13 protein-coding genes are annotated in these 14,804 nt (G+C 64.3%); 10 read left to right on the top strand and 3 right to left on the bottom strand.

Annotation, left to right across the window (positions count from 1 at the left end; genetic code table 11):
• Nucleotides 1–15: 15 nt before the first annotated feature.
• From mtrA to secA, 7 genes are all read left to right on the top strand, one after another.
• Nucleotides 16–690, top strand: a complete 675-nt coding sequence (gene mtrA / locus J2808_RS02585; RefSeq protein WP_190989387.1) for an MtrAB system response regulator MtrA — start codon at nt 16–18, stop codon at nt 688–690.
• Nucleotides 662–2,497, top strand: coding sequence for an MtrAB system histidine kinase MtrB (gene mtrB / locus J2808_RS02590; RefSeq protein ID WP_397427966.1), 1,836 nt, complete (start codon nt 662–664; stop codon nt 2,495–2,497). Before mtrA ends, mtrB begins: the two co-directional genes overlap by 29 nt.
• A 14-nt stretch (nt 2,498–2,511) precedes the next feature.
• Nucleotides 2,512–4,227: an LpqB family beta-propeller domain-containing protein gene (locus J2808_RS02595; RefSeq protein ID WP_309811836.1), complete on the top strand. Its 1,716-nt coding sequence runs from the start codon at nt 2,512–2,514 to the stop codon at nt 4,225–4,227.
• Between the two features lie 63 nt (nt 4,228–4,290).
• Nucleotides 4,291–5,208 (top strand): ComF family protein, encoded by a 918-nt coding sequence (locus tag J2808_RS02600; protein ID WP_309811152.1) that lies wholly within the window; start codon nt 4,291–4,293, stop codon nt 5,206–5,208.
• 160 nt (nt 5,209–5,368) lie between these two features.
• Nucleotides 5,369–6,094 carry a ribosome hibernation-promoting factor, HPF/YfiA family gene (hpf, locus tag J2808_RS02605; RefSeq protein WP_309811157.1) on the top strand — a complete coding sequence of 242 codons (726 nt, stop codon included), beginning with the start codon at nt 5,369–5,371 and terminating at the stop codon, nt 6,092–6,094.
• A gap of 32 nt (nt 6,095–6,126) precedes the next feature.
• A complete protein-coding gene (locus J2808_RS02610; protein ID WP_309811160.1) occupies nt 6,127–7,395 on the top strand; it encodes a winged helix-turn-helix domain-containing protein in 1,269 nt (422 codons plus the stop codon).
• A gap of 47 nt (nt 7,396–7,442) precedes the next feature.
• Nucleotides 7,443–10,181: a preprotein translocase subunit SecA gene (gene secA, locus J2808_RS02615; RefSeq protein WP_309811162.1), complete on the top strand. Its 2,739-nt coding sequence runs from the start codon at nt 7,443–7,445 to the stop codon at nt 10,179–10,181.
• Nucleotides 10,182–10,303: 122 nt separating this feature from the next.
• On the opposite strand, the gene J2808_RS02620 is transcribed toward secA, so the two are convergent.
• Entirely contained in the window at nt 10,304–10,780 is a 477-nt protein-coding gene (locus J2808_RS02620) for an Rv3235 family protein (protein WP_309811164.1), read from the bottom strand.
• 43 nt (nt 10,781–10,823) lie between these two features.
• Nucleotides 10,824–11,639, bottom strand: coding sequence for a LysM peptidoglycan-binding domain-containing protein (locus J2808_RS02625; protein ID WP_309811167.1), 816 nt, complete (start codon nt 11,637–11,639; stop codon nt 10,824–10,826).
• A 148-nt stretch (nt 11,640–11,787) separates the two neighbouring features.
• On the opposite strand from J2808_RS02625, the gene J2808_RS02630 reads away from it, so the two are divergent.
• Nucleotides 11,788–12,360, top strand: coding sequence for a hypothetical protein (locus tag J2808_RS02630; protein WP_309811171.1), 573 nt, complete (start codon nt 11,788–11,790; stop codon nt 12,358–12,360).
• 112 nt (nt 12,361–12,472) lie between these two features.
• Here the strand turns inward: J2808_RS02630 and J2808_RS02635 are convergent, their stop codons facing one another.
• On the bottom strand, nt 12,473–12,688 hold the full coding sequence (locus J2808_RS02635) for a helix-turn-helix domain-containing protein (protein ID WP_309811174.1): 216 nt from the start codon (nt 12,686–12,688) through the stop codon (nt 12,473–12,475).
• A gap of 153 nt (nt 12,689–12,841) precedes the next feature.
• Here J2808_RS02635 and J2808_RS02640 point away from each other — a divergent pair, with 153 nt between their 5' ends.
• Together J2808_RS02640 and J2808_RS02645 are read left to right on the top strand one after the other, a co-directional pair.
• Nucleotides 12,842–13,486, top strand: a complete 645-nt coding sequence (locus J2808_RS02640; protein ID WP_309811177.1) for a hypothetical protein — start codon at nt 12,842–12,844, stop codon at nt 13,484–13,486.
• Nucleotides 13,483–14,790: an AAA family ATPase gene (locus J2808_RS02645; RefSeq protein ID WP_309811180.1), complete on the top strand. Its 1,308-nt coding sequence runs from the start codon at nt 13,483–13,485 to the stop codon at nt 14,788–14,790. Before J2808_RS02640 ends, J2808_RS02645 begins: the two co-directional genes overlap by 4 nt.
• Nucleotides 14,791–14,804: the final 14 nt, after the last annotated feature.

Below are 14,804 nucleotides of genomic sequence, written 5' to 3' on the forward strand. Positions count from 1 at the left end.
GGGGAACATATAACTATGAAGGCACGCATTCTGGTAGTTGATGATGACGAAGCGCTGGCCGAAATGATTGGAATTGTTCTGCGCAATGACGGCTTTGACCCCGTCTTTTGTGCAGACGGCGGCCAGGCCCTTGACGTCTTCCGATCATCGAAGCCGGACCTCGTGCTGCTTGACCTGATGCTTCCCGGCGTGGACGGCATCGAGGTCTGCCGGCAGATCCGTTCGGAGTCGGACGTCCCCATCGTGATGCTCACCGCCAAATCCGACACGTCCGACGTCGTCCGCGGGCTCGAGTCGGGGGCCGACGACTACGTGCCCAAACCCTTCAAACCCGCAGAGCTGGTTGCCCGCGTCCGGGCGCGCCTGCGTCCGGGCGACCAGAAGGCGCCCGAAACGCTGCGGATTGCTGACATCACCATCGACGTCGCCGGCCACACGGTGAAACGCGCAGACGAACGTATTTCGCTGACGCCCCTGGAGTTCGACCTCCTCGTGGCGCTGGCACGGAAGCCTTGGCAGGTGTTCACGCGCGAGTTGCTGCTGGAGCAGGTCTGGGGCTACCGCCACGCGGCGGACACCCGGCTGGTCAACGTCCACGTACAGCGGCTCCGGTCCAAGATTGAACGGGACCCGGAAGCCCCGGAAGTTGTATTGACGGTTCGTGGTGTCGGCTACAAAGCAGGTTCCTGAGTCCTCCGGACCAGACGGTGCCCATGCCCCGGACCCAGCGGGGACCAAGGGGCCCGAGCATACGGATGCGCTGGCCGCGCTGCCTTTCCGCGCGCGGATCTGGCGGCGCCGCGGAATCATCGTTGGCCTGCGCGTGGCACGCCTCGTCCGGCTCGGACTGCAGCGTTTCCTCCCAGCCCTGCGCTATGTGGGACGTTCCCTCCAGCGGCGCTGGCGCCGGTCACTGCAGTTCCGGACCGTCCTCACCACGCTCCTGCTGGCTGTGACGTCTTTCGGCGCCGTGGGTGCCTACCTTTCAAACCAGATCGCCAACAACCTGTTCCAGGAGCGCCTGACCCAGGCCGAATCCGAAACCCGTTACAACGTCAAGCAGGTGCAGGAGACGTTCGACGGCGCCCAGGTTACCGATCAGTCCAGCGTCATTACGCTGGTGTACGACACCCTTAACGCCGTGGAGGGCCGCGGCTCGGTGATCCAGCGCCGGTACGTCTTTGAGGCCATGCCGGAGCAGACCAAGCCCAGGAACCGCTGGGTGGAGTCCAGGGCATCCGACCAGCTGACCGTCAGCGTCATTCCGCCTGACCTGCGCAAAGCGGTGCAGGAGTCAGGCAAGGATCAGTATTGGGCGTCCACCGTGATCCCGGTGGGAACCGAAGACCGCCCGGGCATCGCCGTGGGCAACAAGGTGACCTTTAACGGCACCGTTTACGAGCTGTACCTGATTTATGACCTCAATACTGCCCAGCAGACCCTCGACGAAATCCAGGGCGTCCTCCTGGCCGGCGGTGCGGTGCTGGTGCTGATGATCGGGGCCATTGCCTGGTACGTGACCCGCAACGTAGTCAGCCCGGTCAGTCACGCCGCCCTGGTATCGGAGAAGCTCGCAGCAGGGCAGTTGCAGGAGCGGATGGTGGTGAAGGGCGAGGATGAAGTGGCCCGCCTTGGAGCCTCGTTCAACCACATGGCTGCCAGCCTCCAGGAACAGATCACCCAGCTGGCCACGTTGTCCCAGATGCAGCAGCGGTTTGTTTCCGACGTGTCGCACGAACTGCGCACACCGCTAACCACCGTACGGATGGCGGCGGAAGTGCTCTACGACGCCCGCCACGACTTCGACCCCATCAACAAGCGTTCGGCGGAACTCCTTTACAACCAAGTGGAACGGTTCCAGTCCCTGCTGGCCGACCTCCTGGAGATCTCGCGGTTCGACGCCGGAGTGGCCATGCTCGACGCTGAGCCCGAAGACATCCTGCAGGTCATCGCCCACGTCATTGAAGGCGCGGCACCGGTAGCAGCTGAGTACGGCTCGGAAATCATCCTGCGTGCACCGGCCAGCGGGATTGTGGCGGAGATGGATGCCCGGAGGATCGACAGGATCCTGCGGAACCTCATACTGAATGCCGTGGAGCACGGCGAGGGCCGGCCAGTGACTGTTACTGTCGCAGCCAACCAGTCCGCGGTTGGAGTCGCGGTCCGCGACCAGGGGATCGGTATGACGCCGGCCGAGGCGGCCAGGGTCTTCGACCGGTTCTGGCGGGCAGACCCTGCACGTGCCCGGACCACCGGAGGCAGCGGGCTGGGCCTCTCCATTGCCATGGAAGACACCAAACTCCACAACGGCTGGCTGCAGGCGTGGGGAAATAAGGGCAGCGGGTCCAATTTCCGGCTGACCATCCCCTTGCGCCAAGGCGCGGAGATCGACCGCTCGCCGGTCCAGCTCGAGCCGGGGGACATCGTCCTGCCGGGCGGACAGGACGAGAAAAACATCGTTGTCCTCGGCCCGGCGCTACCGAAGGAACTGCCATGAAATGGGGGACAGCCATGACCGGTCCAGGGAAGAGCGGTCTGCTTGGAACTGTGGTCCTGGTGATGGTTGTTTTCCTGCTCGCTTCCTGCGCGCGTATCCCCACCTCCGGTCCGGTAGGAAAGAGCGAGGAGGGCAGCGCAGGCAACCTTAGTGCGCCAGTGTTCCTCCCGGCTGCACCGCAGGACGGGGCCGCCCCCGAGACGATCATTGAGGACTTCTACCGGGCGGGGAGTGGGTACGAGGACGACTACGCGGTCGCACGAGAATTCCTGACGCAGGCGGCATCCGTGGCATGGAAACCTGACCAGCGCGCCCTGGTGTACCGCAGCGCGAAAGTGGTGGAGACCGGCGTCGAAAACGTCTACAACTACCAGCTGGACGTGGCATACACCGTGGATGTTGACGGCATCGCCACCCAGTCTCCGGAAGGCACCATCGAGAACATACCGGCCACAGTAACCCAGGTGGACGGCCAATGGCGGATCTCAGCCATCCCGGACGGGACCGCGATCCCGGAGGAGACCTTCAAAGTCATCTACGGCGCCTCCCCCATCTACTTCTACGATCCCAGCTTCACCTATGCGGTTCCTGACGTCCGCTGGTTCATCAAGAACAAAACAGTCAAGGCCATGACCAGTGCCCTGCTTGCTGGGCCGGCTCCGTATCTTCGTGGTGCCGTAGTTAGCGCCTTCCCGTCGGGCATCAAGCTGGCCCGCGAGTCGGTCCCGGTGGTGTCCGGCGCCGCGCAGGTGGACCTCTCCGCCAAGGAACTCACCGAGGCGTCTGCGGAGGACCGGCTCCGGATGCAGACTCAGCTTTCGCTGACGTTCCGCAGCCAGCCCGACGTGGTCAATGTTGAACTGCGTGCCAACCAGGACCTGGTGCGCGTCGAAGACAACGGTTCGGTGCTCCCCCCCGTGAGGGACAAGGATGTGCCCTCGCGCGAGATCGCCGTCAGCGGCAACGAACTGGTGCGCTACGAAAACAACAGAGTGTCTCCGCTCCCGGACATGCAGCCGGTTTCCTCGCTCCGGCCCCGCTACCCGGCGGAGTCCCCGGTGTCGCAGACTGTCGCGTTCCTCAATGAAAGCCGGACGACGCTCTACAGCATGGTGCCGGGCCAGTCAGCCCGTGCCCTCACGACGCGCAGCACCATGACGCATCCATCCTTCAGCCTTCACGACTGGGTATGGGCGGCAGGGCCTGGAGCCAACGGCCGCACGGAAGTAGTGGCCTACCGGCCAGCCGGAGTGGCCAACGGCGCCACAATTCCCGCTGTTACCCTGACCCCTGCATGGCTCGCAGGCAGAACCGTCAAGGACCTGAGGATTTCCCGCGAGGGCGTCCGTGCCTTGGTTATTTCAGAACAGAACGGGCAGACCAAGGTCCAGGTAGCGGGGATCATCCGCAATGCCGACGGGACGCCCAGGGAGCTGACAGTCCCGATTACCCTGGTGACGGCCAGCAGCCCGGACCAGGGGGTCTGGGTCAACGACACTACCGTTGCCGTGATGAAGGGATCGGCCGCTGCAAACGTCACACCGGAACTGCTGTCCCTCACGTCCGGCCAACCGCAGCAGCTGGCACCCTGGCCAGGTCTGGTCTGGCTGAGCGCAGGCAACGGCGCCGAGGAAATTTACGGCCAGTCGGCGGAGGGAATTTTCCAGCGGTTGGGCAATGGCTGGTCGCCCCAGCTCAAGGGCCCCATCGATCCCTCGTTCCCCGGCTAGCGGTTTGTCCACATAGGGTCCCGGCCCGCTACCGGCGCCGCCGCTGCCGGGTGACCATGAGGTGTGCGAGATAAACAATCACCCGGTTCTGCTGCGGGCCGCCCGGCCGCCGCGGACCCGGACCTCCTGCCGCCCACGTTGTCCGCCAAGCACCGCGGCGGGCAGCCCCGCACGTGGCTGAAGGCCGCCGATCACGTAATGCACGCCGCCGGCGAGCTCCTGGCGCTCGCAGTTCCGGTGGACTGCGTCTGCTGCGGCGCGGAGGACCTGGCCCTTTGCGTTGCCTGCGAACGTCAGGTCCGTCTTCTGACCAGGCACCCGTTCCGGGCCGAGGAGCAGGCGCCCGCCCTGATGACTGTCGACGGCGGCGTCATCCTACCCGTGGTGGCCGCAGGGGTATACCGCGAGGAGTTGGCCCAGGCGCTGCTGTCGTTCAAACGCCACGGTCAGCACCACCTCAAGTCAGTGCTGGCGAGAGGACTGGAGGAGGGCATCGTGGCAGCAGCCGCCGGCGTGGACGGCGCCTGCCTGGTTCCAGTGCCCAGCAGCACCGGCGCGTTCGTCAAGCGGGGTTTCAGCCCCGTGCATCTCCTGCTGGCCGGAAGGTTGCAAGGCCACGCGGGCGCCGGCCCGCCTGTGGTGGACGTGATCCGGAAATCCAGACGCCCCGCTGCCCTGGAAAACCTGTCCGGAGGCCAAAAGAGTCTCGGCCGTGGAGCCAGGGCAGCGAGGGTCCGGGGTTCAATGACAGTCCCGGCGCGGTTGCACAGGCACGTTGTGGGCCGCCGTTGCATCATCATCGATGATGTCCTCACCACTGGTGCCACCCTTGCCGAAGCGGCCCGTGCCATCCACCTCAGCGGGGCTGTTGTGACCGGGGCAGTGGTCCTTGCAGCGACACGCCCGCCGGATTCAGCTGCTGGCGGAGCGCAGTCCCCGGCAGGTGGCGGAAAGCGGGCCGTCTTAGAAAAAAATAAATGAAGAAAGGATGAATAAGCGGTTGCTATGAACTAACGTCGGTGGTGGGTACCAAGAACAAGTTGTACCTTTCGATGGCGGCTCGGAAAGGGGCTCGACTGTCATTCAGCTCGGCCTCTGGGATGTTCCGCCGTCGTGTCACCGAAGTCATTTGGAGGGCACCATGGAGTTTATGATCAGCGGACGAAATCTGACGGTCTCAGACCGCTTCCGCGAGTACGCCGGTGAGAAGATCTCAAAGATCGAGTCACTGGGCGACAAGGTCCAGCGGGTGGATGCGAAGGTGTCCAAAGAAACGAACGCACGCCAGACCGGTGACCAACTCACCGTTGAAGTAACCGTTCTGGGCCGCGGACCTGTGATCCGTGCTGAAGCCAGCGCCGCAGATAAGTTTGCTGCCTTTGATCTCGCCTACACAAAGCTGCTTGAGCGGCTCCGCCGCGCCAAGGACCGCAAAAAGGTCCACCACGGGCGCCACACACCCAAGGCCGTGCGGGAGGCAACCGCTTCACTGGAGCCCGCAAGTACCAGTGAGCCGCTTTATGTGGAAGCAAGCCATCGCAGTGAGCCCCAGGCGGCCCCTGCAGAACGATCGCCTTATGAGGTCGAGAACGACATTCCGGCAGGGGATTCCCCAGTGCTGATCCGGCGCAAGGTATTCCCCGCAGCCTCCCTGAGCCTCGACGATGCCGTGGACAACATGGAGCTCGTCGGCCACGATTTCTACCTGTTTGTGGACAAAGCCACAAACACCCCCTCCGTCGTTTACCGCCGCCGTGGCTGGACGTACGGCGTCATCACCCTTGACCACGAATGCGAACCCGGGGACACCGTGGTGGAAGAGAAGATCATTGCCTACCGTTCCGACGATGAGGCTGCAAAAGTCTAGGGTGGTTCACACCCGCCAATGAAAGGACTGTCGTGTCAGCGACGCTGAGCCTTGACCAGGCCCGGCGGATCGCATTGGCAGCACAGGGACTCGACAAAGGACGGCCCGCCGGCCCCGTGACTTCACGGACGGTGGGCCGTACCTTTGCCCGGCTCCAGCTGGTCCAGATCGATTCCGTCAACGTGCTGTCCCGCAGCCATTTCCTTCCCTTCTTTTCGAGGCTGGGCAATTACGACCGCACCATCCTGCAGCGGATGTCCGGAACCCACCCCAGACGCATGATGGAGTACTGGGCGCACGAGGCCAGCTTCATCCGGCCTGAACTTTTCCCGGATCTTGTCCTGTGGCAAAAGCGCACGTGGGTGGGAGCCGGACGGCTGGAGCCCGGGCTCCGCGACAGCGTGGCCCGCCAAATTCTTGATGTCCTCGCCATGGGAAAGCCCCTGACGGCAGCCGAACTCACTGTGAAGATCGGGCATGTGGAGGACCGAAGCAACGAAAACTGGGGCTGGAACTGGAACGCCGTGAAGAGGGTCCTCGAAGACCTCTTCCAGGACGGCCTGATCTCCGCCGCGTCCAGGACCGAGCAGTTCGAGCGCAGGTACGCCCTCACCGCGCGCGTACTGCCCGCCCGGCCTGCACTGGTGGAGGACGGGCGGGATCCAGTGGAGGCCATGCACCGGCTGATCGATGCTGCGGCCTACGCCCACGGCATCGGCACCGTGCGGTGCTTTGCGGACTACTTCCGCATACCGGCCAAGGCGGCGGCCGACTCCGTAGAACATCTCCTCAGGACCGGTAGGCTGGAGCCGGTTTCGGTGGCAGGCTGGGACCGGAAGGTGTTTCTTCATACGGAGGCCAGGCTGCCGCGTCGGGCCGCCGGCCGGGCGCTGCTAAGTCCCTTCGATTCGCTGGTCTTCGAGCGGCGCCGGCTCGAGGAGCTGTTTGGCTTTCACTACCGGATCGAGATTTACACCCCCGAGCATCGGCGCCGCTTTGGGTATTACGTCCTGCCTTTCCTGCTGGGCAACACCATCGTGGCGCGCGTGGACCTGAAAGCTGACCGAACCGCAGGAAAACTCCTGGTCAAATCCGCGTACGGCGAGCCGCACGCGCCGCAGGCAACCGCCGTCGAACTTGCCGACGAGCTGGAACTCATGGCTGAATGGCTCGGGTTGGGGGACGTTGTGGTCAGCCCCGTGGGGGACCTGGCGGAGCCCCTCGCGGTGGCCCTTCGCCGCGGTGTTGGTGCGATCCGCTCTCAGGGAACACCGGCCACGTGGCCTGTGTCTCTCCCGTAGACTAAAAACGCCAGAATTCGGCAGCATCAGACTGGGAGTATCTTCACGTGGCATCACTTATCGAAAAACTTCTCCGTACGGGTGACAAAAAAACCCTGCGGCAACTTCGGAACTATGCCGACTCCATCAATGCCCTCGAAGAATCGTTCCAGACGTTCACTGACGCTGAGCTCCGTGAGGAGACCGACCGCCTCCGGGCCCGCCACCAGGACGGAGAGCAGCTGGACGATCTCCTCCCGGAGGCCTTTGCTGCCGTGCGTGAAGCTTCATCGCGGACTTTGGGGATGCGCCACTTTGATGTCCAGCTGATGGGCGGCGCTGCCCTCCACCTGGGCAACATTGCCGAAATGAAGACCGGTGAAGGCAAGACCCTCGTGGCCACCGCGCCTGCCTACCTGAATGCCCTCACGGGCAACGGCGTCCACGTGATTACCGTGAACGACTACCTCGCCGAATATCAGTCCGACCTTATGGGCAGGGTCTACCGCTTTCTGGGCCTCAGCAGTGGCTGCATCCTTTCCAACCAGGATCCCTCCGTGCGCCGCCAGATGTACGCCGCAGACATCACTTATGGCACCAACAACGAATTCGGCTTTGACTACCTGCGCGACAACATGGCGTGGGACAAATCAGAGCTGGTCCAGCGCGGCCACAATTTTGCGATCGTGGATGAAGTGGACTCCATCCTCATCGACGAAGCCCGCACCCCGCTGATCATTTCCGGCCCCGCCCAGGGCGATACCAACCGGTGGTACAGCGAATTCGCGAAAGTGGTCCAGCGCCTGAAGCTCGGCGAGGACTACGAGACAGACGAAAAGAAGCGCACCGTCGGTGTCCTGGAGAGCGGCATCGAAAAGGTGGAGGACTACCTGGGCATCCAGAACCTCTACGAATCCGCGAACACCCCGCTGATCGGCTTCCTGAACAACGCCATCAAGGCCAAGGAACTGTTCAAGCGGGACAAGGACTACGTCATCCTGGATGGTGAAGTCCTTATTGTCGACGAGCATACCGGCCGCATCCTCGCCGGCCGCCGGTACAACGAAGGCATGCACCAGGCCATCGAGGCCAAAGAAGCTGTGGAGATCAAGGCCGAAAACCAGACCCTGGCCACGGTGACCCTCCAGAACTACTTCCGCATGTACTCCAAGCTGGCAGGCATGACCGGTACAGCCGAGACCGAGGCCGCCGAGTTCATGAGCACCTACAAGCTGGGTGTTGTGGCCATCCCCACCAATCGGGACATGCAGCGCATCGACCAGGCGGACCTCGTCTACAAGAACGAGGCCGTCAAGTTCGACGCCGTGGTGCAGGATATTGCCGAACGCCACGAAAAGGGCCAGCCGGTCCTCGTGGGCACCACCAGCGTTGAGAAGAGCGAATACCTGTCCCGGCTGCTGGCCAAAGAAGGCATCCGGCACGAGGTCCTGAACGCCAAGAACCACGCGCGTGAAGCCGCCATCGTGGCGCAGGCCGGGCGCAAGGGTGCTGTCACAGTGGCCACCAACATGGCCGGCCGCGGCACTGACATCATGCTTGGCGGCAACGCCGAATTCACCGCAGTGGCCGACCTGGCCAGGCGCGGGCTGGACCCGGAAGAGAATTCCGAAGAGTATGAGGCCGCATGGCCGGCTGCCCTGGAGGCGGCCAAGCAGGCCGTGAAGGACGAACACGAAGAAGTGCTGAACCTCGGCGGGCTGTACGTCCTGGGAACTGAGCGGCACGAATCCCGGCGCATCGACAACCAGCTCCGTGGCCGTTCCGGCCGCCAGGGCGACCCCGGCGAATCACGCTTCTACCTCTCCCTGACCGATGACCTGATGCGGCTCTTCAACTCCGGTGCGGCCGAACGGCTGATGAACAGCTCCGTCCCGGATGACGTGGCGTTGGAATCTAAGTTGGTTTCGCGGGCCATCGCGTCTGCGCAGGGCCAGGTTGAAGGCCGCAACGCCGAGCAGCGCAAGAATGTCCTCAAGTATGACGACGTCCTGAACCGCCAGCGCGAAGCCATTTACGGTGACCGCCGCCGGATCCTTGAGGGTGACGACCTGCACGAGAAGGTCCAGTTCTTCGTGGAGGACACCATCACCGCCCTGATCGACTCCGCCACAGCCGAAGGCAATGGCGACGACTGGGACTACACCCAGCTGTGGACGAACCTCAAGACCCTCTACCCCGTCAGCGTCACAGCGGAAGAGATCATCGAGGAAGCCGGTGGCAAGTCCAAGCTCACCGTTGAATTCCTCAAGGAGGAGCTGCTCTCCGACGCCCGCGTGGTCTACCAGACCAGGGAACAGACCATCGGTTCTGAGAGCATGCGTGAGCTTGAACGCAGGGTGGTGCTCTCTGTCATCGGGCGTAAGTGGCAGGAACACCTCTACGAGATGGACTACCTCAAGGAAGGCATCGGTCTGCGGGCCATGGCCCAGCGTGACCCGCTGGTGGAATACCAGCGTGAGGGCTTCACCATGTTCCAGGCCATGATGGAGGCCATCCGCGAAGAAAGCGTCGGCTTCCTGTTCAACCTGGAAGTTGAAGTCACCCCGGCACAGGACGTCGTGGTGGCCGACGCCGCCGGTGGCCACACGGAGCACGTTGAGCCGCAGATCCACGCCGCCGGCTTGGAAGCACCGGAGAAGCCGGCGCAGCTGCAGTACACGGCCCCCGGCGAGGACGGTGCCTCCCAGACCAGGGTGGAAGGCCGTGCCTCGTCCCGATCCGGTAACCCCGCCAAGGCGGCGGCGCAGGATGCCGCCAAGCGTCAGGCAAAGAAGAAGCGCCGCTGACCTCAGCGCGACCAGAAAACAGGAAGTGCCCGGAGCATCAGCTCCGGGCACTTCCTGTTTAGCAGGCATTTACTCAAGCCGACTCCGGATTCAGCCGACTCCGGATTCAGCCGACTCCGGATTCAGCCAACGACGAACTCAGTCACATGCCAAGCCTGTTTGCCTCGCTCAAGCCGGACCGCTACGGCGCGGGCGCGCACATCATCAATAACCACTGCGCTTGCTTCATAAATGCCGGGGGAGACCTCGCAGACACGGACCGAACGCACCACGGAATTCCTGTGCAGCCGGGCCAGGGCGGGGGAGGCGGAGCGGGCCTGTTCGCGGCGGATCAGCGCGGCGCGGTGCTGCAGCACCGCGAGGCAGCGGGGATCCAGGCGGCGGGCCAACTGATGGATGGGCCTGACCCCGGCGAGGACTTCCATGGCGGCCTGCACGGTACTGCGGGTGATGGCGAGGACCTCGGAATTCTCGTCCGCTGCCCGGAGCGGCTGACCCTGCGCCCCAGGTGCGATGACGGGCCGTGAGGGAACCTGACGGACTGCAGCCGCAGGGGCTCCGGTGATCCGTGCGGAGCGGATTGGCGTAACAGCGTTCATGTGATTCCCCTTAGTTGTGTGCTGATGAAAGTCGGAACGTCGGCTAGGCCGTAGAAGGTGTTTTCAGGATCTGGCCGGGGAGCAGGACATGCGGGTTTTCGCCGATCTGTGCTTTGTTGGCTTCGTACCAGCGGGGCCAGTGCAAGGCGACTTCGACATCTGAAGCAGTTGGCCCCAACTGACGCGCGGCAATGTCCCACAAGGTGTCGCCTGCCAGCACCGTGACCACGTGCGCTAATGGCGGCGTGTCCTGCAGGGCGCGAATGGACGGGGCGGCGAGCAGGCCAGGATCGGTGACCGGCGCGCTGGGCCGCCAGTCGGGCCGGACCACAGGGGGCGAAGCGTCCGTTGCGGGTGTATCTGAGTTCGGCGGTCCTTCAGCCTGGGATGCTCTTCCCGGCATTTGCGCGACCTGGTGCGACTCCGTGGGGGACCACTGGGCCTGGACCGCAACGTCCTGCGTTGGTACCCAGGCGGGTCCGGCAGGCGGCACAGCCGCATGGGCCATTGGAGCGGCGAGAAGCTGGGCCGATAGTGCGGCCACGGCGAGCCTCCGCATGAATCCGGGGCAACACCCAGCCGCCCGGTCTGCGGCACGCAGCCTGCCGCAGCGTGCCAGGACTGCAACCGCCACAGCCATCAGCACGGAGAGGATCCACCACACCACGATGGCCAGTCCTGCGGCCACTGCGAAGGCACCCAGCAGGTCGTCGACTCCAGGCGCCTGCCGGCGCGCCGCCGACAGTTCCCACCGATCCAGCAGGCCCACGCCGGCGAAGTACAGAAAAGATCCGAGCAGCAGGATGGAGGCGGCCATGATTGCGTCTGCGCGAAGCCCGCGTGGTGTAAGACCAGTCATGATGTCCCTATCGTGTCTTTGATGCAGTTTGATGTTGTTTAATGCATCTTGAATCAGTTTGGACCAGCCATAATTGATTTGTCCAGAGACTGGAAGGAAACTGGTGGTGGATTGACCGTCCACGAAGCGGCACCCTACGCTTGGGCCCATGCGTTGGGATGCACTGTTCACTGACATGGAGGCACAGTTTGCCGAGGGCGGGAAACTGGCGCTCGAGGGCGAGATCTCGGAACGGGCCAGGGTGGAAGCCGCCTCCGTTGCGCTGGCCGACAGGCTGCGGGGCGGCCTCGGGAACCTGGTAGCTGTTCATCTCGTATGTGGGCGGACATTCGAAGGCAGGCTCAGCCATGCGGGAGCTGACGCCCTGGTGCTGGACGAGGGCCAGCATCAGGTGATGGTCCCTTACGCTGCGGTGGCGCGCTACGCCGGTCTAGGGCGGACGTCCGAGGCTGAGCCTTCGCAGGTGCGGCGGCGGATCGGGCTGGCGCACGCCTTACGGGGTCTGGCGCGTGACCGGGCGGCGGTTGCGGTCATTTTGCGGCATGTGCCGGTCAAGGACAGTGGCCTCACCGGTGTCATCGACCGGGTGGGCAGTGATTTTGTGGACCTGGCGCTGGTCAGCCAGGGGGAGGCGCGGCGGGCAGCGCAGGTCCGGCTGGTTACCACCATTCCCTTTGAGTCGCTGGGTGCGATCCGGTCAAGGCGCGGCGCTGAGATGTAGCTCCGGGCCAAAGTTTTTGTCCAGATAATCGGGTTTTCCGGCCCGCTGGAGGCGTTTGTCTGGACAAGAACTCAGTGGACGCGGTTAGCGGGGGTTGGCGCGTGGACCCTGCTCAGGCCTGCTTGGCTTTGGCTTCCTGGATCATGCGGCTGGCCTCGGCGTAACGCTCCTCGATGTACTGCTCCAGCATTTTCTCCTCAACACGCCACTGGCCGCGGCCACCTACCTGGATAGCTTTAAGCTCCCCGCTGCGGACCAGTGCATAGGCCGCCGGCGAGTTGATCTGGAGTTGCTCCGCAACGTCGGCGAGGGTGAGGAATCTGGGCATGGAACCATTTTGCCACTCAAGTGGCCATCTGGTGTGGTTATCCACAGTTTGGTGCCGTTTGGTCTTTTGACTTTTGTTCCGGGGCCCGTGCCGTAACAATGAGGGTGTCCGGGCGCAGCCAGCCGCCTGGCTCGGAGCTAGGGGGAGCAAGGCATGAGCCACGATCCAGGAACCGCAGGTGCGAGGCTGAAGCCGCCGTCGTGGAAGGATCCGCGGCTCTTGGTGGGAGTGCTGTTGGTGCTGGCCTCCGTGGTGGGGGTGATCTCGCTGGTAAGCAGTGCAGACCAGACCACCGAGGTGTACGCGGCCCGGGACTCCATAGCCGTGGGAGAACGGCTGACACCGGACAACGTGGTCCGTGCCAAGGTCCGCCTCGGTGATACCGAAGAGCACTACGTCACGGTGGAAGCGGGGCTGCCCGAGGGCATGGTTGCAGTCCAAAGAATCGGCAAGAGCCAGTTGGTGCCAAGGGAAAGCCTGGCCGGGGTGGACGCCCTGGACCGTAAGCCCGTGGCCGTGACCATCGAGGAGCCCCTTCCCCCGCAGGCGGTGGCCGGTACCCGGGTGGACGTCTGGGTCGCGTTGCCCGATGCCAGGAACGGATTCAGCGAGCCGCAGTTGCTGTTGCCCGGAGCCGAAATTGCCCAGGTGACTGCCGCGTCCACCGCTCTGGGCTCGTCCCGCAGCACGGTGCTGATGGTCCTTGTGGCTGACAGCCAGATGCCGGCCATCCTTGGAGCGCAGGCCAACCAGGCCAAAATTTCCGTCGTGTGGAACCCGGGCGGCGGCACCCCATGAGCATCCCCGTGGTTACCGTCGGCCAGGCCCGGGAAGACGTAGTCGGGGGCCTGGAGGGGCTTCATGGTCCCGTCACAGTGGTCCGCCGCTGCGCCGAACTGGCCGAACTGCTGGCTGCCTGCCAAAGCGGGCTGGCGCGGGCCGCGGTGGTGGCAGACGGCTCCGAGGGATTGACGGCTTCCCTGGTTGACCGGCTCGGGGCAGTAGGCGTGGCGATCATTGCCCTCACGGACAACGCTGAAGAGGCCGCGAGGCTGCGCGGGATCGGTGTGGCGTCCGCGCTGACCGGCGTTGAATCGGCCACCCTGGCCGGCCGGATTGCAGAGGCAGTTTCCCAGCTGACCGGCACCGCGCACGGTACCACTTCCGGGGCCGCACTGGCCGACACGGGTGCTGCGCTGCGCCCTGTCCCCGCCGAGCCGGCCGAGGCGCCGCAGGCCTCCGGGGCCGGCAGGATCATTGCCGTCTGGGGACCCGCCGGCTCACCTGGCCGCACCTTTGTTGCAGCCAACATCGCGGGGGAGTTTGCAGCGGAAGGAAAGTCCGTGCTGCTCGTTGATGCGGACAGCTACGGGGCAAGCATCGCGGCCGTCTTGGGCCTGCTGGACGAATCGGCCGGCGTCGCCCAGGCATGCAGGCTGGCGGACCAGGGATTGTTGGACGCCGAAGCGCTGCACAAGGTGGCAATACCTGTCACCACCAAGCAGGGGACCTTCCGTGTGCTGACGGGGATCACTCGGGCGGACAGATGGACGGAACTTCGGGCAGCTGCGTTGTCCCTGGTTCTGGAACGCGCGAAGGAGATTGCCGACGTCGTGGTAGTGGACACCGGCTTCTGCCTCGAAGCCGATGAAGAACTCAGCTTCGACACGATGGCGCCGCGCCGGAACGCCGCCACCCTGCGGAGCCTGGAACTGGCGGACACCGTTTTCGCGGTTGGGGCCGCCGACCCGGTGGGTGTTCCGCGGCTGGTCCGCGGACTCACGGAGCTTGAATTGGCCGTGCCCCACGTGTCACCTGTGGTGGTGATGAACAAGGTCCGGGCATCGGCCGTCGGCAGATCGCCGGAACGTCAGCTGAAGGACGCCTGGGAGCGGTATGGCCCGCAGTCGGGGCTGGACGCGTTCCTCCCGGCAGACAGCGCCGCAGCGGACGCTGCACTGTTGGGCGGCTCGTTACTGCTGGAAACAGCCCCGGATTCCAAGCTGAGGCGTGCGATCGCCGAATTGGTTTGTGCACCTGCCCAGCAAACTGCCCGATCCTCTGTATTTTCTTCCACCGCGCAGCGTTTGGCAAAGGGTTAGGCTCGCCGTAGGAG

The organism is Pseudarthrobacter sulfonivorans, from assembly GCF_031454915.1.
Taxonomy (GTDB): domain Bacteria; phylum Actinomycetota; class Actinomycetes; order Actinomycetales; family Micrococcaceae; genus Arthrobacter; species Arthrobacter sulfonivorans_C.